The organism is Vreelandella hamiltonii (assembly GCF_014651775.1).
Lineage (GTDB): Bacteria > Pseudomonadota > Gammaproteobacteria > Pseudomonadales > Halomonadaceae > Vreelandella > Vreelandella hamiltonii.
Genome location: NZ_BMXN01000006.1, coordinates 105,071 through 126,021 on the forward strand (window position 1 = coordinate 105,071; position 20,951 = coordinate 126,021).

Here is a 20,951-nt window from a genome sequence, read left to right on the forward strand (position 1 = left end):
GCTACTGGCCGCGTTTGCGCAGCAGAATATAGACCGCCCCTGTGCCGCCATCCACGTCGGTGGCGGAGCAAAATGCCAGCACGCCAGGCCACTCTCGCAACCAGGCGTTGGTGTGGCTCTTCAAGACAGGGAAATCCGCGCTGCTGCCCCACGCCTTGCCGTGTACCACCAGCACGCAGCGCAGCCCCTGTGCTGCGGCATCGCCCAGAAAACTCTCCAGCTCCAGGCGGGCCTCTTCCAGCGTGTAGCCATGCAGGTCGAGTCCTGCTTGCCAGGCGGTTTGCCCCCGTTTGAGCTGGCTGAAGGTGCGCCAGGGCAGGTCCGGCACGCTGAACTCCAGGTACTCGGAGGGGCGCACGGCTTCGACACGCCCGTCGGAGGTGCGGCCGCTGGCCTGCAGCGTGTTGCTTTCCACGGCGGCGCGGCGGCGGGCCTCGCGATTGTCGGGCTGCCGTTTGGGTTTGCCGGGATCCGCCTGGTTGGTGGCAATACGGCGTACGCCTGCTTCCTGCAGTGCCTGGCGAAAGGCACTGATATCGTCGTCGTTGGGCAGGTGTCGCGTCATGGTCGGCTCGGCATCGGTGAAAGTACACGTTGATAAAGATGCACAGTATAGCGAGCCAGGCGTCGCTGTGAACCTCGTGGCTGTGAACCGAGCGGCGTCAAAGGTACAATCCTCCCATGATGTCATGTTGCCAGGAGCCCCTGTGACCACGCACTCCCCCGAAGAGCTGTCCACTTCTACGCTTTCACTGCCCGATTCGACGCTGGCACACGAGCTGATAACGCTGCGCGATTACCTGCGCTGGGTCTCCAGCGAGTTCTACTTGGCGGGCCTGCATTATGGCCACGGCACGCAGTCCCCTTGGGACGAAGCGGTCGCCCTGAGCCTGGGCGCGCTGCACTTGCCCTGGAACGTCGACCCCGCCGTGCTCGATGCGCGGCTGCTCCCCATGGAGCGTTCGCGCATCATCAAGCTCGCCCGCGAGCGCATCACCACTCGTCGTCCGTTGCCCTACCTGCTGGGTGAGGCCTTCTTCGCGGGTTACCCCTTCTCGGTAGACGAGCGCGTGCTGATTCCGCGCTCGCCCATTGCCGAGCTGATCGAAGATGGCTTTGCCGCCTGGTTCCCCGAAGAGCCCCCCGCTCGGGTGCTGGACCTGTGTACCGGCTCCGGCTGTATCGGCATCGCCACGGCGCTGGTGCTGCCCACCTGTGACGTCGCGCTGGCGGATATCAGCCAGGACGCCCTGGCCGTGGCGCGTCAGAACATCACCCGTCACGATGTCGGTGACCGGGTACGCGCCTGGGAGTCGGACGTGTTCAGCGGCCTTCAGGGGCAGACATTTGAACTGATCGTCTCGAACCCGCCCTACGTGGACGCCCGCGACCTGGCGACCATGCCCGCCGAATTCCGCCACGAGCCTGACCTTGCGCTGGGCGCTGGCAGCGATGGGCTGGATATCGTCCGGCGTATTCTGCGTGACGCGCGCCGCCATTTGAGCGACGACGGCTGGCTGATCGTCGAGGTGGGCAACTCCGACCGTCATGTAGAGGCCGCTTTCCCCGACGTGCCCTTTATGTGGCTTGACTTCGAGCGTGGCGGCCAGGGCGTGTTTGCCCTGAGCGCCGCTGAACTCGACGCCCATGCGGCGTCTTTTGCGTGAGGAAATAACGCCCATGTCTGGCAACACCTTTGGCAAACTGTTTACCGTCACCACCTTTGGCGAAAGCCACGGCCCTGCGCTGGGGGCCATCGTCGATGGCTGCCCGCCCGGTATCGAGATTAGCGAAGCCGACCTGCAGGGCGACCTGGACCGCCGCCGCCCCGGCAGCTCCCGGCATACCACCCAGCGCAAGGAGCCGGATCAGGTCCGCATTCTCTCTGGCGTGTTCGAAGGCAAGACCACGGGGACCTCCATTGGCCTGCTGATCGAGAATACCGACCAGCGCTCCAAGGATTACTCGAAGATCAAGGATCAGTTCCGGCCCGCCCATGCCGACTACACCTACCATCACAAGTATGGGCATCGTGACTACCGGGGGGGCGGGCGCTCCAGCGCCCGTGAAACCGCCATGCGCGTGGCGGCCGGAGCCATAGCCAAAAAAGTACTGGCGGCGCAGGGCATTCAGATTCGTGGCTACATGAGCCAGCTGGGGCCGATCAAGATCGACTTCAAAGGCTGGGACAGCGTCGAGCAGAATGCCTTCTTCTGCCCCGATCCGGACAAAGTGCCTGAGCTGGAAAGCTACATGGATCAGCTGCGCCGTGACCAGGACTCGGTGGGGGCAGAGATCACCGTGGTTGCGGAAGGCGTGCCGGTGGGGCTTGGCGAGCCGGTGTTCGATCGCCTGGATGCTGATCTGGCGCATGGTCTGATGAGCATCAATGCGGTAAAAGGCATCGAGATTGGCGCCGGTTTTGGCTGCGTGGCACAGCGGGGCAGCGAGCACCGCGATGAGCTGACCCCTGAGGGGTTCCTCTCCAACCATGCCGGGGGCGTGCTGGGCGGTATTTCCAGTGGCCAGCCCATCGTGGCACGGCTGGCGCTGAAACCGACCTCCAGCATCACCACGCCGGGCCGCTCGATCGACGTGCACGGCGAGCCGGTGGAGGTGATTACCAAGGGGCGTCATGACCCCTGTGTGGGCATTCGTGCCACGCCGATTGCCGAAGCCATGATGGCCATGACGCTGCTGGACCACTGGCTGCGCCACCGTGGGCAGAATGCCGATGTCAGCGTTGATACACCGGCCATCGGCCAGCGATAACGCCACGGTACGCCTCGGGGTTCGCTGCTACACTCAAGCATGACGGTCAAGGAGTCGCCTATGAAGATCAACGTTGAGTTTGACCTGACGCCGGACGAGTTTCGGCGTTCGCTGGGGCTACCGGATGTCGAGGCGTTTCAGCAAAGCCTGCTGGACAACATCCAGCGCCAGATGGAGTCAGGGGTGGAGGGTTACGACCCCATGAGCCTGATGCGCCCGTTCCTGCAGCAGCCGATGATGCAACAAGGGCTATCGCAGGGGCTGGCCAACTTCGGTACCTACCAGCAGATGATGCTGGATATGCTGCGGCAGGCGGGTTCCAGTGCCACCAGCAGCAGCCAGTCTCGCGAAGAGCAGGAGGCACCCAGCACGGCCAGCAGTCGAGGCACCAAGGCGAAAGCCGCTTCGTCACGAACCCGCGCTAAAGGTTAGGGCTGCCGCCAAAGCAGAGTTGTCAAGCGGCAAGCCAGCGATTACTCTTTGTGCGATGCACAATTATTGCGATGTGAATGAGCCACTCCAGGCTCATGCCAGGGAATGAGAGACAGGAGCTACCACAATGCAAGACAAGATGATGGAGGCGTTCAGCGCCCAGACCCGCCAGATGTTCGAGCCGATGCGCAAGATGAACTCGCTGATGCTCAACAACATGGAAAAGATGACCCAGTACCAGCTGGAAGCCATGAAGCGCTACAGCCAGATGGGGACCGAGCGTATTCGCAGCGCCACCGAAATCAACGATGCCGAAAGCCTGCGTGACTTCGGCACCCGGCAAGCGGAAATGATGAACGAGCTTTCCCAGCAGATGCAGGAAGATGCCCGCGCCATGGGCGAGATGACCCTGCAGTTCAAGACAGAAATGGAGAAGCTGTTCAGCGAAGCCGGGCAAAAAATGAGCGAACAGGCCACGGCAACCGCGAAAGGCGAGTCCTCGGCCAAGGCCACCAGCCAGTCGTCACGCAAGAGCTGATATCACGTACTGTTCGCGGCGCCGATGAGGCGCCGCGTTCTTTTGGATGAGCTGTCAGAGCGAACAATGCTCGGCAAGCGAGGGGGAACTCGTATGCAGTCAGGGTGGAAAATACCGTCTCAACCGCTAACCCAGCCGGAAATGGAGGCCTGGAAAGCTCAATTGGACGACGTCGCCGAGCAGTACAAGGGGCTGCTCGAAGACCTGCTACAGCGCATCGTGCCCAGTGAAGCCGCAGACTCGGTCTACCGTGACATGCGTGAAAGCTTCGAGGCGGCAGCCCAGTCGCTGATGAGCAACCCCAACCTGCTGTGGCAAACCCAATCGCGGCTGATCCAGGACCAGTGGCTGCTGTGGCAGCAGGGCGTTCGCGCCATGGCGGGCGAACAGGTCACGCCGCTGATCACACCCCCCAAGCATGACCGCCGCTTCAGCGACGAGGCCTGGCGCCAGGACCCCTACTACATGGCGATCATGCAGCAGTACCTGCTGTTTTCGCAGATGGTCGAGGAGCTGATCGGCGACCTGAACGGGCTGGACCCCACCCACAAGCGCAATCTGGCGTTCTATGCGCGTCAGGTGGTCAGCGCCATGTCGCCCACCAACTTCGTATCCACCAACCCGGAAGTCATGCGGCGTACGCTGGAGACCAAGGGGCAGAACCTGGTGGACGGCCTGACCCGCCTGCGCGAAGACCTGGCCAACTCGGCCGAAGGGGTCAACGTACGCATGACCGACCGCAGCGCCTTCGGGGTCGGCGACAACATCGCCGTGACGCCGGGCTCTGTGGTATACGAAAACGAGCTGATTCAGCTGATTCAGTACGCCCCGACCACAGAGAAAACCTTCAAGACGCCGCTGTTGATCGTGCCACCATGGATCAACAAGTATTACATTCTCGACCTGCGCGACGACAACTCGCTGGTCAAGTGGCTGGTAGAGCAGGGGCACACGGTGTTTCTGATCTCCTGGCGCAACCCTGGCCCTGCTCAACGCGACATCACCTGGGCCGACTACATGCAGCTGGGGCCGATCAGCGCCATGGAGGCCATCGAGCAGGCCTGCGGCGAAAAGTCGGTCAACCTGGTCAGCTACTGCGTGGGTGGGACGCTCACGGCGTCCACGGTGGCCTACCTGACCAGCACGCGTCGTGGCCGCAAGGTCAAGTCGGTGACCTACATGGCAACGCTACAGGACTTCCGCGATCCGGGCGACATTGGCGTCTTTCTCAACGAGCGCGTCATTCAAGGGCTGGAGCAGAGCATGCAGCTCAAGGGCTACCTGGACGGTCGCTCCATGGCGTACACCTTCAACCTGCTGCGGGAAAACGACCTGTTCTGGTCGTTCTACATCAACAACTACCTGAAAGGTGACGTGCCTGCGGCGTTCGATCTGCTCTACTGGAACACCGATGGCACCAACCTGACCGCAGGCACCCACGCCTGGTACCTGCGCCACATGTATCTGGAAAATCGCCTGGTAGAGCCCGGTGGCATCGAGCTGGACGACGTCAAGATCGACCTGCGCAAGATCTCGGCGCCCAGCTATTTCGTCTCGACCAAGGAAGACCACATTGCCAAGTGGAACAGCACTTACTACGGTGCGCTGCTGCCCAAGGGGCCAGTGACCTTCGTGTTAGGGGGCTCCGGGCATATCGCCGGGATCGTCAACCCGCCGCACAAGAACAAGTACGGCTACTGGACGAACGACGAGCTGCCGGACTCCCACGATGCATGGCAGCAGGGGGCGACCTTCAACGAAGGCTCCTGGTGGCCGCACTGGCAGGCCTGGGTGACGGAGAACGGCTACGCGGATGCCGACCCGAAGAAAATGGTGCCGGCCCGTCAGCCCGGAGAGGGGGAGCTGAAAGTGATCGAGCCCGCCCCAGGACGCTATGTGAAAATGACCATTCCAGAAGTGCTGGGGGAAATTCCCTCGGCCCGCTAAAAGCAAGGCCCCCGCTCGCCGGTCAACGGCGTCAATGCGGGGGCCAGGCAGCAGGCAGGGCTGGTAAGGTGCGTTATCCTGCGCGGCGACGTGCAACCCCAGGCAGCAACAGCAGGCCTGCCAGCAGCCAGGTGGGCCAGCTACCCATGCGGGTAAAGGGCGTGAGCCCCTGCATGGCGTGGAACTCGCCGGTCAGGTAGGTGGTTTCGAACTGCGGTGCACGGTCGACGAGCTTGCCGCGGGGGTCGATGATGGCGGTAATGCCGTTGCTGGTGGCACGCACCACGTAGCGGCCATTTTCCAGCGCACGCAGGCGCGCCATTTGCAGGTGCTGGTGTGGGCCGATGGAGGCGCCGAACCAGGTGTCGTTGGAGACCGTGACGATGACATCGCTATCCATGGCGCGGCGTGCCACCAGCTGCGGATAGATGATCTCGTAACAGATCGCGTTACCGATGGTGACCCCGGCGGCCTGCATGGGCACCTGATGAGAGGCCCCCTTGCTAAAGCTGGACATGGGCAGGTCGAAGAAGTTGATCGCCCCGCGCAGCACGCTTTCCAGCGGCAAGTACTCACCGAACGGAACCAGATGCTCTTTCTGATAGCTGCCTTCCACGTTGCCGACACCAATCACACTGTTGAAATAGCGATTGGCCTCGTCCAGTTGCACGATGCCGGTGAGCAGCGCCGTTTCAGGCGGCAGGTTGCTTTGCACGCGCTCCAGCACCGGGCGCGCCTGACTATCGATCATGGGCAGGGCGGTCTCTGGCCACAGGATCAGGTCGGCATCGTCTGCAACCTGACGGGTCAGGTCGCTGTAGATGTTGGCAGCGCTGCGCTGGCCTTCCGGTGTCCATTTCAGTAGCTGCGGAAGGTTGCCCTGAAGCAGGGCCACGCGAGTGGGTTCGTCCACCGGTGTGGTCCAGTGTTGGGGCAGTGCCAGAGGCGTGAGCCAGATGGCCGCCAGCGGCAGCGCTGCCCACCACTGACGGCGCAGGAAGGCCACACCCAGGGTGCCGCTCAAAACGACCAGCAATGAGAGCCAATAGACACCGCCGACCGGAGCCCAGCTGGCCAGGGGCGAGTCGACGTAGCTCGACCCCACCAGCAGCCAGGGAAACCCGGTAAACAGATAGGTGCGCAGTACCTCACCCAGTACCCAGGCACCGGCGAAGGTCACTACTGCCCAACGGGGGCCGACGAAGCGTCGATAGAGCCAGAACGTACCCGCGAAAAACAGCGCCAGTACGGTCACGAACAGCGCGGTGAGAAAGACCGCCAAGGGCATGCCGGTATAGCCGTAATCATGGATCGAGACGTATACCCAGGAGGTGCCGCTGGCAAACAGTGCCACCCCGTACAGCCACCCCTTCAGCGCGGCCTGAGCCGGGCTCAGCTGATGCAGGCCCAGAAAGAGCAGGCCAATGGCGACAGGCCCCAGCCACCAGAGTTCGAAAGGGGAGGCGGTGAGCGTGGTAAAACCACCGGCCACCAGGGCGGCCAGCAGTTGAAGTGGTAACGTGGGAGTCAACCCCATAGCAATATCCTGTCAGCAGGGTGCAACGGTAACGCAGCGCCAGTGGCGGCTAGTCAGCGTCGGTCTCGTCGTCGGCATCGCGTTCACGATAGGCCTCGAGCAGGCGGATGCGCCGGTTGTCGGCATTCAGAATGACAAAGCGCCAACCGCCTAGCGTAGTGTGCTCGCCACGGCCGGGCAGGTGGCCGAATTGCTGCATGACCAGCCCCCCCACGGTGTCGAATTCGTCATCGGAAAAGGCCGTGCCAAAGCGTTCATTGAAGTCTTCGATGGGCGTCAGGGCACGGATGGCGAAGTGGCCGTTTTCCAGCGTGCGGATATCGTCCTCTTCGTCGGTATCGTGCTCGTCCTCGATATCCCCGACGATCTGTTCGAGGATATCTTCGATGGTGATGATGCCCGCCGTGCCGCCATACTCGTCCACGACGATGGCCATGTGGTTATGGGTGTCCCGGAACTCCTTGAGCAGGCTGTTGAGGCGCTTGGATTCGGGAATGAACATGGCCGGACGCAGCACGTCTTCCAGCTTGAAGGCGTCGCGCTGTTCCTGAGTCTGGGAGAGCAGCGGCAGCAGGTCCTTGACCAGCAGAATGCCTTTGACGTCGTCGAGATTTTCACCCACCACCGGGTAGCGGGAGTGGCCGGTCTCCTGTATCAGCGGCAGGTAGTCGTCACTGGTCTGGTCCAGGGCGATGGCGGTGACCTGAGAGCGCGGGATGAGGATTTCGCGAACCTGCTGGGCACTGATGTCGAGGGCGCCTTCAATGATCATGATGGCGTCCTGATCCAGTTTCAGCTTGCAGGCCGTGTGGCGTAGAAACGTCATCAGCTCATCCCGTGAGCTGGGTTCATCGCTGTCTCCGGAAAGGGCGCCAAAGAGTTTCTCGAGCCATGATTTTTGATTGGGGTTGCTCGATCGATCTTCGCTCATTGCGTCAGTTCTCTCAGTTACGGGCAAGGTAGTTCGATAAAGGGGGGTGATGACAGCTCATCGTTGTATCACTGAGTGGCGGCAGACACCACCGCTAGCGGCAGCTTTCTGCAACAAAGCCACTCATGCCTGATAAGGGTCATCGATCTTCAGGGTCGCCAGCAGCTCCCGCTCGAGCTGCTCCATCTCTTCGGCTTCCTGCTCTTCGATATGGTCATAGCCCATCAGGTGCAGGGTGCCGTGAACCACCATGTGCGCATAATGGTGCTCCAGCGGCTTTTGCTGCTCGTGGGCTTCTTGGGCCACCACCGCATGGCAGATGACCAGATCGCCCAGCAGAGGCAGCGTGATGCCAGGCGGGTTCTCGAAAGGGAACGACAGCACGTTGGTGGGCTTGTCCTTGCCTCGGTAGTCGCGGTTCAGCGCCTGACTCTCGGCTTCATCCACGAACCGGATGGTCAGCTCCTGGCGGTCGTCGTCAGGATGGCGATCAAACACGCAGCTCACCCATTGGGTGAGCTGGTCGAGAGAGGGTAGCAGCGGTTCGTCGATGGCCGCTTGCCGATCGATCATTGGCTCGTTCATTGGTCGCCGTCTCCAGTGCGATTGCCCTGGCGTTCGAGGGCCAGCATGCGTGCTTCGCGCTCTTGCTGACGCGCCTCGCGGCGGGCGCGCTCGGCCACTTCCTGCTGCGACTCGAACTCGTCATAGGCTTCGATGATGCGCTGCACCAGCGGGTGACGCACCACGTCCTTGGCGGCAAAGTGGGTCACACCGATGCCGGGGGTCTCCTTGAGCACGTCCAGCACCTGGGAAAGCCCCGAACGCTGGCCGCGCGGCAAGTCCACCTGGGTAATGTCACCCGTGATCACCGCCGTCGAGCCAAAGCCGATCCGCGTCAGGAACATTTTCATCTGCTCCGGCGTGGTGTTCTGGCTCTCATCAAGAATGATGTAGGAGTTGTTCAACGTACGGCCACGCATGTACGCCAGCGGAGCGATTTCGATCACCTGGCGCTCGATCAGCTTGGCCACCTGCTCGAAGCCGATCATCTCATAGAGCGCGTCATACAGCGGGCGCAGGTATGGGTCGATCTTCTGGGCCAGGTCGCCGGGCAAGAAGCCCAGCTTCTCGCCTGCTTCGACGGCCGGGCGCACCAGCAGGATGCGGCGCACTTCCTGCTGGTTCAGTGCCTCGACCGCCGCAGCCACTGCCAGGTAGGTCTTGCCGGTACCCGCAGGCCCGATGCCGAAGTTGATGTCGTGTTCGCGGATGCTCTGCACGTAGCGCTGCTGGTTCAGGCCGCGGGGTTTGATCATGGCACGGGGGGTGCGCATGATCACCTCGTCGCTGCCGCCTTCGCCGTCCTCTTCTTCCTCCAGGGCCTCTAGCCCTGACTCCTGTAAAAACAGGTGGACGGTATCCGCCGATAGCTCGGCGGCTGCTGTTTCACGGTACAGATGCTCGAGGACATTGGCGGCCGCCTTGATGCGGTTGGCCGCACCGGCCAGCTGAAAAACGTTGCCACGGTTGCGCAACGTCACGTCCAGGCGGCTCTCGATCAGCTTTAGGTGCTCGTCCTGCTGGCCGCAGAGGCTGGCAAGGCGCTGCGGGTCATTGGGTTCAAGGCTTAGGGTAATGATGCGATTGGCCTGAGGTGATGGCTGGCTCAAGAGTAGGAAACCCTTTCGTTGGTGTGTGTGCGTTTCAGCTTAATGCCCCGACGGGGTCGGGGCAATTACCCAGGATAAGAGAAGGCTCAATAACGCTCGGCGGAGGCCAGCTCACCACGCAGCGAGTTGGGCAGCGCTTCGGTGATCTCGACATCCACGAAGTAGCCGATCAGCTCGGTGGGGTTGGCGGCACGGAAATTGACGACTCGGTTGTTCTCGGTGCGCCCGGAGAGCTGGCCGGGGTCCTTGGGCGAGAACCCGGTTACCAGAATGCGCTGGGTCGAGCCCACCATGCGGCGGCTGATTTGCGCCGCCTGCTGCAGGATGCGCTCCTGCAGAATGGCCAGGCGCTGCTTCTTGACGCTTTCCGGGGTGTCGTCAGGCAGGCCCGAGGCGGGGGTGCCAGGGCGTGCCGAGTAGACGAAGCTGAAGGAGTGGTCGAAGCCAATGCGATGGATCAAGTCCATGGTGGCTTCGAAATCCTCTTCGGTCTCGCCGGGGAAGCCGATGATGAAGTCGGAGGAGAAGCTGATGTCCGGGCGGTTGGCGCGGATGCGCTCCATCTTCTCGATGTACTCTTCCGCCGTATGGCCGCGCTTCATGGCGCTCAGAATGCGGTCGGAACCAGACTGTACCGGCAGGTGCAGGTGGCTCACCAGCTCCGGGATGTCGGCAAAGGCATCGACCAGACTATCGGTGAACTCCACCGGGTGCGAGGTGGTGAAGCGGATACGGTCGATACCGTCCACGGCGGCAATGCAGGCGATCAGCTCGGCCAGGTCGATCTCGTCGCCATCCTCATTGTCGCCGCGATAGGCGTTGACGTTCTGGCCCAGCAGGTTGATTTCCCGTACGCCCTGGTCGGCCAGGTGGATGACTTCATCCATGACGTCTTCGAAGGGGCGCGAGACCTCTTCGCCGCGGGTGTAGGGCACCACGCAGAAAGTGCAGTACTTGGAGCAGCCTTCCATCACCGATACGAACGCCGTGGCGCCATCCGACTTGGGCTGGGGCAGGTGGTCGAACTTCTCGATTTCGGGGAAGGTGACATCCACTGCCGCAATCTGGTTGTTCTTGCGGGCGTCGAGCATCTGGGGAACGCGATGCAGGGTTTGCGGCCCGAAGATCATGTCCACGTAAGGTGCGCGTTTGCGCAGCGCTTCGCCTTCCTGGCTGGCCACGCAGCCACCTACGCCAATGACCAGTTCCGGGTTGGCGTCCTTGAGCTTCTTCCAACGGCCCAGTTGGTGGTAGACCTTGTCCTGTGCCTTTTCACGAATCGAGCAGGTGTTCAGCAGAATGACGTCCGCTTCCTTCTCGTTGTCGGTGAGCTCCAGCTGATGGGATTCGCCGAGTAAGTCTGCCATCCGAGAGGAGTCGTACTCGTTCATTTGGCAGCCGTGCGTTTTGATGAAGAGCTTCTTCGCCATCGGTACCTGTCGTCTATGGGTCGTCTTTCTGAAGAGACGAGGGATGAATGAAAAAATCGTTGGGCAGTCGCCTGCCGCTGAATGGCTGCATTATACGGACACACCGAACCAGCGGCTAGCACTGCACTTGTAATCGAGACTTGACCCGCGCGTTTCTATCAGTATACTACGCACCGTGTTTGAGCAGTTCCTCGATAGCTCAGTTGGTAGAGCAAATGACTGTTAATCATTGGGTCGCAGGTTCGAGTCCTGCTCGAGGAGCCAAACACCAACCCGAACTCTCGGCAAATGGCTGAAAAGTTAACAGGTTGGCAAGGGTTCTCGCTCAAGCGCAATAGCGATACAGATGTTCCTCGATAGCTCAGTTGGTAGAGCAAATGACTGTTAATCATTGGGTCGCAGGTTCGAGTCCTGCTCGAGGAGCCAATTCGCTATTCTGCTTTTATTGCCGAAGCATGTTTCGTTGCTGACGCACAGATGTTCCTCGATAGCTCAGTTGGTAGAGCAAATGACTGTTAATCATTGGGTCGCAGGTTCGAGTCCTGCTCGAGGAGCCATTTCATTTCTTCGCGTATTGTCGATCTAGCCGATCAATTCTCCTCCCTTTCGTAGTCCGCCGTATTTCCTTTTCCTTTTTTCTCTATCTCTAGTGCCTATCAAGCTATGGTGCATGGCAAGGCTTTGTTGCGTCCGTTGCGTTCGCTCGGGGCGTTTAATGATGCCCTGTCGCCAGCTTTTTCGGTAGCATGAGCATCAGAACGGTAACGAACGTTGGAGAAGCGCGTGAAGGATGCAACTGGCTTGCAGGCGCTGCAGGTCTTTAAATGTTTGAGCGACGAGACGCGCTTGATGCTGGTACTGCTGATCGCCCAGGAGCGGTCGCTGTGCGTATGCGAAATGACGTATGCGCTCGAGGAGTCGCAGCCCAAGGTGTCGCGTCACTTGGCGCAGTTGCGCCAGTGTGGTCTGCTGATCGACCAGCGTGAAGGACAGTGGGTGTACTATCATCTTGCGCCACAGCTGCCTGCATGGGCCATGGCCATTATCGAGGCGGGGGCAAAAGGCAGCGAAGTGCAGCTGGCTGGCTTGACAAAGCGCCTGTTGAAGATGGGGGATCGGCCAGCTCGGCGTGCGGCCTTGTGCTGACGGGGTAAGTGGTTCCATCAGTCGATTCGTTCATATGGCAAAACGCCAGCCCAAGGGCTGGCGTTTTGCATGGAGCGTTCTGCGCGGGTCGTCTTGCTTGGTCAGGCTGCCCCGACGCCGTCAGGCGTCGAGGCAGGGGCTGCTCAGCGGCGGGCCATGCGCTGGGCTTTTTCCAAGTGTGCGTAATCGAGCAGTACTTCTGCCGCTTCCAGCACATGAGCGCGGTCGACGGGAGCGGCTTCGTCGCTCTCGGTGTCGGCCTCGTCATCCTGTGTGCCGTCGCTGCGGGCATCCATCCACTCTTCCAGCTCCGGGAGACCCAGTGCGCGGCGGCGCTGGTTTTCCAGTGACAGCTGCTCGGCTTCCTGAGCTTCCAGTTCGCGCTGGCGCTGTTCGCGGTTCAGGCTGACGCTGGTGTGCTGCTCGCGCAATTGGCGGGCCAGGGTGGACTGGCGCTCCAGGTAGCGGAAATTGGGGTTACCCTTGGCGCGCTCCTCATGTAACGAGAGGAGGGTAGGCAGGACCGTTTCCGGCGAGCCGTAGCGACGATACTGAACGTTCTGCACGGTGTCCCAGGGAAGGGCGTTGTCCAGGCTGCTCTCGCCAATGCGCTCGGGGTCGATCAGGCTGGGGAAGGCGATGTCCGGCTCTACGCCGCGATTCTGGGTGCTGTCGCCAGAGATGCGGTAGAACTTGGCGCGTGTCAGCTTGATCTGGCCGTGGCTCAGGTCGTTGAGGGTCTGTACCGTGCCTTTGCCAAAGGTAGAGGCGCCCACCACGATACCTCGGCCATAGTCCTGAATGGCGCCCGCGAAGATCTCGGAGGCCGATGCCGACAGGCGGTTGACCAGAACGGTCAGGGGGCCGTCGTAGACCGTGCCTGCTTCGGTGTCGCCGTAGAGCTGGATGCGGCCTTGGGCGTCACGCACTTGTACCGTGGGGCCGCGATCGATGAACAGGCCGATCAGCGAGTTGGCTTCCTGGAGGGCGCCGCCGCCGTTATTGCGCAGGTCGAGCACGATGCCTTCCACACCCTCTTTCTTGAGGTTGTCGATCTCTCGGGCTACGTCACGGGTGGTGCTGCGGTACTCTTCTTCTCCTGCCTGCCAGGCATCGAAGTCGACGTAGAAGGTCGGTACGGTGATGACGCCGATGCGATGGGGTTCGCCTTCGCGCATGACTTCAATGACTTCGCCTTTGGCGGCCTGGTCTTCCAGGCTGACGGTGTCACGGGTGATTTCCACGATTTGCGAGCGGGTCATGTCGACCGCCTGGGCAGGCACGACGTCCAGGCGTACCACCGAGCCTTTGGGGCCGCGAATCAGATCGACCACGTTGTCCAGGCGCATGCCCACGACGTTGACCATCTCGCCATCTTCCTGGCCTACCGCAATGATGCGGTCAGCGGGCTCCAGCACTCCGGCGCGGTCGGCGGGGCCGCCGGGCACCAGGCTGGAGACCTTGACGTATTCACCGTCGGCTTGCAGCAGGGCGCCAATGCCTTCCAGCGAAAGGCTCATCTGAATGTCGAAGGATTCGCCCTGGCGGGGCGACAGGTAGCCTGTGTGCGGGTCGATGGTGCTGGACACTGCGGCCATCAGCAGGCCGAAAACGTCTTCCGATTCGGTCTGTCGCAGGCGGGTCAATTGGCCTTCGTAGCGCTGGCGCAGGTTATTCTCGATCTGCTCGTCGTCTTGACCGGTGAGTGCCAGGGTCAAGGCGTCGTTCTTGAGGCGCTTGCGCCACAGTTCATCGAGTTCACTTTCACGACTGGCCCAGGGAGCGCTCTCACGATCCACCTCCAGGCGCTCGTCGCTTTCGAATTCCAGCGAGAGGCCTTCGTCCAGGCGTGCCAGCAGCCACTCCAGGCGAGTGGTGTGGCGCTCGCTCAGGCGGTTGTAGAGTGCAAAGGCATCGTCCAATTCTCCTTCGAAAAGGGCCTCTGCCATATCGTTTTCCAGATGACGATAGGGTTCAATATCACGGTTGAGCAAATAGGCACGCTGACCATCGAGAATGTCCAGGTAGCGCTGGAAAGCCTCCTCGGACCACTGCTGGTCAAAATTAATGTTCGCGTAGTGGCCATAGCGGAGTGAATCCGCAATTTCTACGGCCGCTTGGCGTTGTTCGTCTGTCGGCGCCAGTTGCGCCATCGCTGCCGGGCTGGTCATCACCAGCATGACAGCAAGGGCGACCGAGCGCGAAAGCGTTGCAAACAAGCTCATCAGTCAAGCTCTCCCGGATTTGTGTACACTCATTCTTCCCTAGACACGCAGTTAGCCCATGAGTTGCGTAGGCCGAGGGAGCATTGTAGCAGGTCATTTACCCTGTGAGACTCAATCATTACTGTAAAGAGGATTTCCATGTCCGAGGCTTTCAACGCAGAACGTTTAACGCGACTGTGCGATTTCCTGGAGCAGTCGCCCACGCCATGGCACGCTACCCATAACATGGCGCAGCGTTTGGAGCAGGCGGGCTTTACACGCTTGGAAGAAACCGCCAACTGGCAGCTGTCGCCGGGCAAGCGTTACTACGTGACGCGCAATGACTCGTCGCTGATCGCCTTCCAGCTGCCTGCCGGAAAGTTGTCCAGCCTGCGTATGCTGGGGGCGCATACCGACAGCCCAGGGTTGCGCTTGAAGCCTAATGCCACGCAGTACTCGGCGGGCTGGATGCAGCTGGGGGTGCAGGTGTACGGCGGCGTGCTGTTGGCGCCCTGGTTCGACCGTGAGCTGGGGCTGGCAGGGCGGGTGCATGTACGCCATGCCGATGGGCGCCTGGAGAGCGTGCTGCTGAACGTGGCGCAGCCGGTGGCGATGATTCCGAGCCTGGCCATTCACATGGATCGCGACGTCAACGGCGGTCGTTCGATCAATCCGCAAACCCAAATGGCGCCGGTGCTGCTGCAGAGCAACGATCTCAAGCTCAACGATCTGTTGGCGCAGTGGCTTGAAGCCCAGCACGGGCTGCGTGCCGTGGATATCGTCGATTTCGAGCTGGGCTTTTACGACGTGCAGCCGCCTGCGCTGGTGGGGCTGCGCCAGGAGCTGCTGGCCAGTGCGCGGCTGGATAATCTGCTGTCGTGCTTCGTCGGGCTGGAGGCGCTGCTGGCGTGCGATGGCGAGCAGGGGGCGTTGCTGGTGGCCAACGACCATGAAGAGGTCGGTAGCGCCAGCGCCTGCGGTGCACAGGGTCCGTTTCTTGGGGACGTGCTCAAGCGCTTGAACGTGCAGGTGGGTGGCGGTAGTGAAGAGTCACTGATTCAACTGATCCAGTCGTCACTGATGATCTCCTGCGATAACGCCCACGCGTTGCACCCCAATTTCCGTGACAAGCACGATGAGCGGCATGGCCCGGCCATCAACGGCGGGCCGGTCATCAAGGTGAACGCGAGCCAGCGTTATGCCACCAACAGCGTGACCGGCGCACTGTTTCGCGATGTGTGTCGAGAAGCCGATGTGCCTGTGCAGTCATTCGTCACCCGGGCAGACATGGGCTGCGGCAGCACCATCGGTCCGATCACGGCGACCGAAGTGGGCGTGCCGACCATCGATGTGGGCTTGCCGCAGTGGGCCATGCACTCCATTCGTGAAACGTCCGGCACTCGCGACGTCGAGTACCTGACTCGCGCGTTGGTTCAGTTCCTGAATCGCGTGACGCTGCACTGATCACCCGTCTGCGAATCCAGAACGGACCAAAGCGAACCAGAACGAAAAAGGCCCGCTGATGAAATCAGCGGGCCTTCGCTATTGCTAGCTCGATTCGGTGTTGGTGGCTACGCCCTGATTTGAACAGGGGACCCCATCATTATGAGTGATGTGCTCTAACCAGCTGAGCTACGTAGCCGTGCAACGGGGGCGAATATTACCCACCCCTTTGTCATTCGTCAAGCATTGATTGTTTGATTCGTTACACATTGAAGCGGAAGTGGATCACGTCGCCATCCTTGACGATGTAGTCCTTGCCTTCCAGGCGCCATTTTCCGGCATCCTTGGCACCCTGTTCGCCGCCCAGCGAGACATAGTCGTCATAGGCAATGACTTCGGCGCGAATGAAGCCTTTCTGGAAGTCGGTGTGAATGACCCCGGCAGCTTCCGGAGCGCTGGCCCCCTGCTTGACGGTCCAGGCACGTACTTCCTTGACGCCTGCGGTGAAGTACGTCTGCAGGCCCAGCAGGGCATAGCCTGCGCGGATGACGCGATCCAGCCCCGGCTCTTCCATGCCCATTTCGGCCAGGAACATGCTGCGCTCATCGTCGTCGAGCTCGGCGATTTCGGCCTCCAGCTGGTTGCACACCGGTACGACCACAGCGCCTTCTTCGGCGGCGATCTCCTTGACGATGTCCAGGTAGGGGTTGTTCTCGAAACCATCTTCATTGACGTTGGCAATGTACATGGTGGGCTTGAGCGTCAGGAAACCAAAGCTTTTGACCTGGCGTTTCTCGTCTTCATCCAGGCCAAAGCTGCGCAGTGGCTGGCCTTCTGCCAGGTGGGGCTGAATCTTGTCCAGCACCGCCTTGGTGGCCATGGCGTCCTTGTCGCCACCCTTGACCACGCGCACCAGGCGCTGGCTGGCTTTTTCGACCGTATCCAGATCGGCCAGAGCGAGTTCCAGGTTGATGGTTTCGATGTCGGCGCGGGGGTCTACCTGGTTGGCCACGTGGATCACGTTGTCGTTGTCGAAGCAGCGCACCACGTGGGCAATGGCCTGGGTTTCACGAATGTTGGCGAGAAACTTGTTGCCGAGCCCTTCGCCCTTTGAAGCACCCGCTACCAGGCCGGCGATATCCACGAATTCCATGGTGGTCGGCAGGACTTTTTCGGGCTTGACGATGGCTGCCAGCTTATCCAGGCGTGGGTCTGGCATGGGAACGATGCCGACGTTGGGTTCGATGGTGCAGAACGGGAAGTTCTCGGCATCGATACCTGACTTCGTCAGTGCATTGAACAGGGTGGATTTGCCTACGTTGGGTAGGCCGACAATACCGCAGTTAAAGCCCATACATTACTTCCTGGCCGCTAGGCCAGCGCTATCTCGTGAGGCGCTGGCCAACAGTGAATAAACGTGTGCGATCACACGACTGATCAAACGTGCTGCTATTTTACGCTATGAAGGCGGTTCATGGCTTTAGCCCAATCGCCGGAAAGTGCCAGCGGCAGGGTGGCCAGACTCTCCTCTAGGGCGTGCGCGATGGCTTCCTGTTCGGCTTTGCCAGGGCGGCCCAGCACGTAATTGACCACTTGGCGTGCTTCCCCGGGGTGGCCGATGCCGATACGCAGGCGGTGGAACTGCTTCTGGTTGCCCAGTGCACTGATGATGTCGCGCAGTCCGTTGTGGCCGCCGTGCCCGCCACCGGTCTTGTAGCGTGCCTGGCCGGGGGGCAGATCCAGCTCGTCATGGGCGACCAGCAGGTTCTCTGGAGTGAGCTTGAAGAACTGGGTCAGCGCAGCCACCGCAGCGCCGCTGCGGTTCATGAAGGTCGAGGGGTTCAGCAGGTGCAGTTCGTGCTCGCCCAGGCGTACCTTGGCATAAAGACCCAGAAACTTCTTTTCTGGGCGCAGTTCACTATGGGCGCTGCGGGCAAGGGCCTCGACCAGCCAAAAACCGGCGTTGTGGCGGGTTGCATCATAGTCAGCGCCGGGGTTGCCCAGCCCGATAATGGCCGTTACCTGGCTCATGTGCTCAGCTCCAGTAGGATGAAAATGGCAGCGTGTCTCGAGTCGCAAAAAAAAATCAAGCGCCGAGGCGCTTGATTTTATCATTTCCGAGCCATGCGGGCATGGCTCGGGGCGCAATACCGCTGCGCCCTGGCTTACTCGGCGCTTTCTTCTGCGTCGCCTTCGCCTTCTTCTTCAACACGTACTTTGACAGCAGTGATGCTCAGTACGGCGTTGTCGTGCTCTTCACCGTGGGACAGGTCAACGGAAGTGACGCCCGCCGGGAAGGTCAGGTCAGACAGGTGCAGGGTAGTGCCCAGCTCGACCTTGCTGATGTCCACTTCCAGGAAGTCAGGAAGATCTTTCGGCAAGCAGCTGATGGCAACTTCGTTGGCCAGTACGTGCAGTTCACCGCCCTGGTCCTTGATGCCCACACACTTCTCTTCGTTCACCACGTGCAGCGGCACGTTCATGGTGATGGCGTGAGTCGCGTCGACGCGCATGAAGTCGGCGTGGGTCAGCAGCGGCTTGAAGGGGTGGCGCTGCAGATCACGAACAACGACCTGCTCTTCGCTGCCGTCGACGACCAGCTTGATGACGGAAGAGAAGAACGACTCGTCTTCGATCGCCTTGTAGAAAGCGGTCTTTTCGACAGAGATGGATTGCGCGCCTTTCTCACCGCCGTACACAACGGCCGGTACGAATTGGTTCGCACGACGCAGGCGGCGGCTCGCACCTTTCCCCAGGTCGTTACGAACGCTGGCTTTCAGGATAAAATCAGACATGTTAATTGCCTCTTGGTTTAAGTAAGGAAACGCCGCCGCCCGCGACCAGACGACGACGTTCCCATGGCCCCAGAAGGGGGCTTGTCACATCAGGCGATCAATGGAACATCGCGCTGACGGATTCTTCGTTGCTGACGCGGCGAATGGCTTCCGCAATCAGGCCAGCAACGCTCAACTGGCGAATCTTTCCGCTGCGACGCGCATGGTCGGCCAGCGGAATGGTGTCGGTCACCACGACTTCATCCAGTACGGAGTTGGTAATGTTGTCTACCGCCGGGCCCGACAGGATCGGGTGGGTGGCATAGGCGACGACCCGCGCCGCGCCATGATCTTTCAAGGCTTCACCCGCTTTGCACAAGGTGCCTGCGGTATCGATCATGTCATCGACGACCACGCAGGTGCGGCCTTCGATTTCACCGATGATGTGCATGACCTGGGCCTGGTTGGCCTGGGGGCGGCGCTTGTCGATGATGGCCAGATCGGCATTCAACTGCTTGGCGATGGCGCGAGCACGCACTACGCCGCCGACATCGGGGGATACCACCACCAGATCGTCGTAGTTCTGACGTTCGATGTCGTCGAGCAGGATCGGAGAGCCGTAGACGTTGTCCACCGGCACATCGAAGAAGCCCTGAATCTGGTCGGCATGCAGGTCCATGGTCATGACGCGGTCGACGCCTGCTTTTACCATCATGTCGGCCACTACTTTTGCCGAGATGGGGACGCGGGCGGAGCGTACACGACGATCCTGGCGGGCATAGCCGAAGTAGGGAACCACTGCCGTGATACGAGCAGCCGATGCACGACGCAGGGCGTCGACCATCAGAATCAGTTCCATCAGATTGTCATTCGTCGGCGCGCAGGTGGATTGCAGGATAAAGACATCCTTGCCACGCACGTTCTCATTGATCTCGACCGCGATTTCGCCGTCGCTAAATTGACCCACCGTGGCATTACCCATGCGGCTGTCCAAGCTCTCGGCAATCTTTTGAGCGAGTTCGGGATTGGCATTCCCGGTGAAGACCATCAATTTTGACACGCGCAGCCACCTTTGCAGTGTTGGGGATCAGGGGAGAAAACGCAGATCAACATCAGGATTGGCTGGGGTACCAGGATTCGAACCTGGGAATGCCGATACCAAAAACCGGTGCCTTACCACTTGGCGATACCCCAGCAAACAGCCTGATGCGACGACCGGGCGCTTTCAGCAGCCCAGAGCATCTTGTAGGGGAGAGGTGTTGAGCCCTTTGGCCACCCAGGCTTTCCAGCGCTGGTTGGCTTGCTTGGCCACTGCCTGTGCTGCCTCTTGTGTGTCGAAGGCGGCAAACAGACAAGCGCCCGTACCGGTCAATCGGCACGGTGCATACTGTGCGAGCCAGTCAAGTGCATCCGCAATGAGCGGGTAGCCTTTCCTGACCGTTGCCTCGCAGTCGTTGCGCCATTCGGCCGCTCCCCCCTGCAGTGCGCGCGCCATAGTAATGGGGAGGCTGTCGCGTGTCAATTCCGCATCCTGGAAGATGGCGGGCGTCGAGACGCTCACGCCGGGGTGAATCACCACAAACCAGGGGGTGTCCAGCGTGACAGGAGTGAGCCGTTCGCCAACGCCTTCTGCCCAGGCGCTGTGGCCATGCACGAACACCGGCACATCGGCGCCCAGGCTCAGCCCCAGCGTGGCCAGGGTCTGGCGATCCAGGCCAAGCTGCCACAGCTGATTGAGACCCACCAGCACGGTGGCAGCATTGGAGCTGCCGCCACCGAGGCCGCCGCCCATGGGAAGGCGCTTGTCGATGGAGATCGATACGCCGTTGTGATGGCCGCTTTCCTGCTGGAGCAGGCGTGCGGCACGGACGATCAGATTGTCATCGTCGGCAACGCCTGCCAGCGGCGTGGTCAGCTCGATACGGCTGTCCTGGCGTTGCGTGAGCGTCAGCGTGTCGCACAGGTCGATCAGCTGAAACAGCGTTTGCAGCTCGTGGTAGCCGTCTGGTCGACGGCCCACGATATGCAGCATGCGATTCAGTTTGGCCGGAGCCGGTAGAATCAGAGAATGGGGTGTTGCGGACATGCCGGTTCTCTAAAATGAAAGTGCAGGGCGATGAAGCG

General features: G+C 60.9%; 19 protein-coding genes and 5 tRNA genes. 10 read left to right on the forward strand and 14 right to left on the reverse strand.

All coding sequences use genetic code 11. The annotated features are described in order from the left end of the window. Nucleotide 1: 1 nt before the first annotated feature. The gene (locus tag IE091_RS07455) at nt 2-565 is read right to left on the reverse strand and encodes a Smr/MutS family protein (protein ID WP_081137530.1); all 564 of its coding nucleotides are present in this window, start codon (nt 563-565) and stop codon (nt 2-4) included. A 124-nt stretch (nt 566-689) separates the two neighbouring features. Here IE091_RS07455 and prmB point away from each other — a divergent pair, with 124 nt between their 5' ends. The 5 genes from prmB (at nt 690) to phaC (ending at nt 5,689) form a co-directional block, all read left to right on the forward strand. After that, a complete protein-coding gene (gene prmB, locus IE091_RS07460; protein ID WP_189463318.1) occupies nt 690-1,667 on the forward strand; it encodes a 50S ribosomal protein L3 N(5)-glutamine methyltransferase in 978 nt (325 codons plus the stop codon). A 13-nt stretch (nt 1,668-1,680) separates the two neighbouring features. Continuing rightward, on the forward strand, nt 1,681-2,772 hold the full coding sequence (gene aroC, locus IE091_RS07465; RefSeq protein ID WP_189463319.1) for a chorismate synthase: 1,092 nt from the start codon (nt 1,681-1,683) through the stop codon (nt 2,770-2,772). Between the two features lie 60 nt (nt 2,773-2,832). Continuing rightward, nucleotides 2,833-3,204 carry a DUF6489 family protein gene (locus tag IE091_RS07470; RefSeq protein ID WP_081137535.1) on the forward strand — a complete coding sequence of 124 codons (372 nt, stop codon included), beginning with the start codon at nt 2,833-2,835 and terminating at the stop codon, nt 3,202-3,204. A 127-nt stretch (nt 3,205-3,331) separates the two neighbouring features. Beyond that, nucleotides 3,332-3,742, forward strand: a complete 411-nt coding sequence (locus IE091_RS07475) for a phasin family protein (protein WP_081137536.1) — start codon at nt 3,332-3,334, stop codon at nt 3,740-3,742. A gap of 93 nt (nt 3,743-3,835) precedes the next feature. Beyond that, nucleotides 3,836-5,689, forward strand: coding sequence for a class I poly(R)-hydroxyalkanoic acid synthase (phaC, locus tag IE091_RS07480; RefSeq protein ID WP_189463320.1), 1,854 nt, complete (start codon nt 3,836-3,838; stop codon nt 5,687-5,689). Nucleotides 5,690-5,762: 73 nt separating this feature from the next. On the opposite strand, the gene lnt is transcribed toward phaC, so the two are convergent. The 5 genes from lnt to miaB form a co-directional block, all read right to left on the reverse strand. Then, nucleotides 5,763-7,226, reverse strand: a complete 1,464-nt coding sequence (lnt, locus tag IE091_RS07485; RefSeq protein ID WP_189463321.1) for an apolipoprotein N-acyltransferase — start codon at nt 7,224-7,226, stop codon at nt 5,763-5,765. Nucleotides 7,227-7,275: 49 nt separating this feature from the next. Continuing rightward, nucleotides 7,276-8,157, reverse strand: a complete 882-nt coding sequence (locus IE091_RS07490; RefSeq protein ID WP_189463322.1) for an HlyC/CorC family transporter — start codon at nt 8,155-8,157, stop codon at nt 7,276-7,278. A gap of 123 nt (nt 8,158-8,280) precedes the next feature. After that, a complete protein-coding gene (gene ybeY / locus IE091_RS07495; protein ID WP_189463323.1) occupies nt 8,281-8,742 on the reverse strand; it encodes an rRNA maturation RNase YbeY in 462 nt (153 codons plus the stop codon). Further along, on the reverse strand, nt 8,739-9,830 hold the full coding sequence (locus tag IE091_RS07500; RefSeq protein WP_189463324.1) for a PhoH family protein: 1,092 nt from the start codon (nt 9,828-9,830) through the stop codon (nt 8,739-8,741). Before IE091_RS07500 ends, ybeY begins: the two co-directional genes overlap by 4 nt. A gap of 86 nt (nt 9,831-9,916) precedes the next feature. Next, nucleotides 9,917-11,260, reverse strand: coding sequence for a tRNA (N6-isopentenyl adenosine(37)-C2)-methylthiotransferase MiaB (gene miaB, locus IE091_RS07505; RefSeq protein ID WP_039181090.1), 1,344 nt, complete (start codon nt 11,258-11,260; stop codon nt 9,917-9,919). Nucleotides 11,261-11,448: 188 nt separating this feature from the next. Here miaB and IE091_RS07510 point away from each other — a divergent pair. The 4 genes from IE091_RS07510 (at nt 11,449) to IE091_RS07525 (ending at nt 12,406) form a co-directional block, all read left to right on the forward strand. After that, nucleotides 11,449-11,524 (forward strand) — tRNA-Asn (locus IE091_RS07510). A gap of 86 nt (nt 11,525-11,610) precedes the next feature. Further along, nucleotides 11,611-11,686, forward strand: a tRNA-Asn gene (locus tag IE091_RS07515). A gap of 55 nt (nt 11,687-11,741) precedes the next feature. Then, nucleotides 11,742-11,817 (forward strand) — tRNA-Asn (locus tag IE091_RS07520). A 292-nt stretch (nt 11,818-12,109) separates the two neighbouring features. Further along, on the forward strand, nt 12,110-12,406 hold the full coding sequence (locus tag IE091_RS07525; RefSeq protein WP_229800785.1) for a metalloregulator ArsR/SmtB family transcription factor: 297 nt from the start codon (nt 12,110-12,112) through the stop codon (nt 12,404-12,406). 143 nt (nt 12,407-12,549) lie between these two features. On the opposite strand, the gene IE091_RS07530 is transcribed toward IE091_RS07525, so the two are convergent. Next, nucleotides 12,550-14,631: a carboxy terminal-processing peptidase gene (locus tag IE091_RS07530; protein ID WP_189463325.1), complete on the reverse strand. Its 2,082-nt coding sequence runs from the start codon at nt 14,629-14,631 to the stop codon at nt 12,550-12,552. Between the two features lie 138 nt (nt 14,632-14,769). Between IE091_RS07530 and IE091_RS07535 the strand changes: the two genes are divergently transcribed. Then, on the forward strand, nt 14,770-16,074 hold the full coding sequence (locus IE091_RS07535) for a M18 family aminopeptidase (RefSeq protein ID WP_039181083.1): 1,305 nt from the start codon (nt 14,770-14,772) through the stop codon (nt 16,072-16,074). A 101-nt stretch (nt 16,075-16,175) separates the two neighbouring features. Here the strand turns inward: IE091_RS07535 and IE091_RS07540 are convergent. The 7 genes from IE091_RS07540 to ispE form a co-directional block, all read right to left on the reverse strand. Then, nucleotides 16,176-16,252, reverse strand: a tRNA-Met gene (locus IE091_RS07540). A 63-nt stretch (nt 16,253-16,315) separates the two neighbouring features. Continuing rightward, the gene (gene ychF / locus IE091_RS07545) at nt 16,316-17,407 is read right to left on the reverse strand and encodes a redox-regulated ATPase YchF (RefSeq protein ID WP_016914435.1); all 1,092 of its coding nucleotides are present in this window, start codon (nt 17,405-17,407) and stop codon (nt 16,316-16,318) included. 95 nt (nt 17,408-17,502) lie between these two features. Then, complete coding sequence (gene pth, locus IE091_RS07550; RefSeq protein WP_016914434.1) at nt 17,503-18,084, reverse strand: aminoacyl-tRNA hydrolase; 582 nt, start codon at nt 18,082-18,084, stop codon at nt 17,503-17,505. A gap of 134 nt (nt 18,085-18,218) precedes the next feature. Next, a complete protein-coding gene (locus tag IE091_RS07555) occupies nt 18,219-18,848 on the reverse strand; it encodes a 50S ribosomal protein L25/general stress protein Ctc (RefSeq protein ID WP_016914433.1) in 630 nt (209 codons plus the stop codon). Nucleotides 18,849-18,945: 97 nt separating this feature from the next. Further along, nucleotides 18,946-19,887, reverse strand: a complete 942-nt coding sequence (locus IE091_RS07560; RefSeq protein WP_172416021.1) for a ribose-phosphate pyrophosphokinase — start codon at nt 19,885-19,887, stop codon at nt 18,946-18,948. A gap of 59 nt (nt 19,888-19,946) precedes the next feature. Continuing rightward, nucleotides 19,947-20,021: transfer RNA gene (locus IE091_RS07565), tRNA-Gln, on the reverse strand. Nucleotides 20,022-20,052: 31 nt separating this feature from the next. After that, nucleotides 20,053-20,913, reverse strand: coding sequence for a 4-(cytidine 5'-diphospho)-2-C-methyl-D-erythritol kinase (gene ispE, locus IE091_RS07570; RefSeq protein ID WP_039181077.1), 861 nt, complete (start codon nt 20,911-20,913; stop codon nt 20,053-20,055). Between the last annotated feature and the right edge of the window lie 38 nt (nt 20,914-20,951).

What these genes read in the sequence shown, in the direction of transcription:
- IE091_RS07455 (WP_081137530.1), bottom strand. Translation starts at nt 565, where the DNA reads ATGACGCGACACCTGCCCAACGACGACGATATCAGTGCCTTTCGCCAG.
- prmB (WP_189463318.1), top strand. Translation starts at nt 690, where the DNA reads ATGTTGCCAGGAGCCCCTGTGACCACGCACTCCCCCGAAGAGCTGTCC.
- aroC (WP_189463319.1), top strand. Translation starts at nt 1,681, where the DNA reads ATGTCTGGCAACACCTTTGGCAAACTGTTTACCGTCACCACCTTTGGC.
- IE091_RS07470 (WP_081137535.1), top strand. Translation starts at nt 2,833, where the DNA reads ATGAAGATCAACGTTGAGTTTGACCTGACGCCGGACGAGTTTCGGCGT.
- IE091_RS07475 (WP_081137536.1), top strand. Translation starts at nt 3,332, where the DNA reads ATGCAAGACAAGATGATGGAGGCGTTCAGCGCCCAGACCCGCCAGATG.
- phaC (WP_189463320.1), top strand. Translation starts at nt 3,836, where the DNA reads ATGCAGTCAGGGTGGAAAATACCGTCTCAACCGCTAACCCAGCCGGAA.
- lnt (WP_189463321.1), bottom strand. Translation starts at nt 7,226, where the DNA reads ATGGGGTTGACTCCCACGTTACCACTTCAACTGCTGGCCGCCCTGGTG.
- IE091_RS07490 (WP_189463322.1), bottom strand. Translation starts at nt 8,157, where the DNA reads ATGAGCGAAGATCGATCGAGCAACCCCAATCAAAAATCATGGCTCGAG.
- ybeY (WP_189463323.1), bottom strand. Translation starts at nt 8,742, where the DNA reads ATGAACGAGCCAATGATCGATCGGCAAGCGGCCATCGACGAACCGCTG.
- miaB (WP_039181090.1), bottom strand. Translation starts at nt 11,260, where the DNA reads ATGGCGAAGAAGCTCTTCATCAAAACGCACGGCTGCCAAATGAACGAG.
- IE091_RS07525 (WP_229800785.1), top strand. Translation starts at nt 12,110, where the DNA reads ATGCTGGTACTGCTGATCGCCCAGGAGCGGTCGCTGTGCGTATGCGAA.
- IE091_RS07530 (WP_189463325.1), bottom strand. Translation starts at nt 14,631, where the DNA reads ATGAGCTTGTTTGCAACGCTTTCGCGCTCGGTCGCCCTTGCTGTCATG.
- IE091_RS07535 (WP_039181083.1), top strand. Translation starts at nt 14,770, where the DNA reads ATGTCCGAGGCTTTCAACGCAGAACGTTTAACGCGACTGTGCGATTTC.
- ychF (WP_016914435.1), bottom strand. Translation starts at nt 17,407, where the DNA reads ATGGGCTTTAACTGCGGTATTGTCGGCCTACCCAACGTAGGCAAATCC.
- pth (WP_016914434.1), bottom strand. Translation starts at nt 18,084, where the DNA reads ATGAGCCAGGTAACGGCCATTATCGGGCTGGGCAACCCCGGCGCTGAC.
- IE091_RS07555 (WP_016914433.1), bottom strand. Translation starts at nt 18,848, where the DNA reads ATGTCTGATTTTATCCTGAAAGCCAGCGTTCGTAACGACCTGGGGAAA.
- ispE (WP_039181077.1), bottom strand. Translation starts at nt 20,913, where the DNA reads ATGTCCGCAACACCCCATTCTCTGATTCTACCGGCTCCGGCCAAACTG.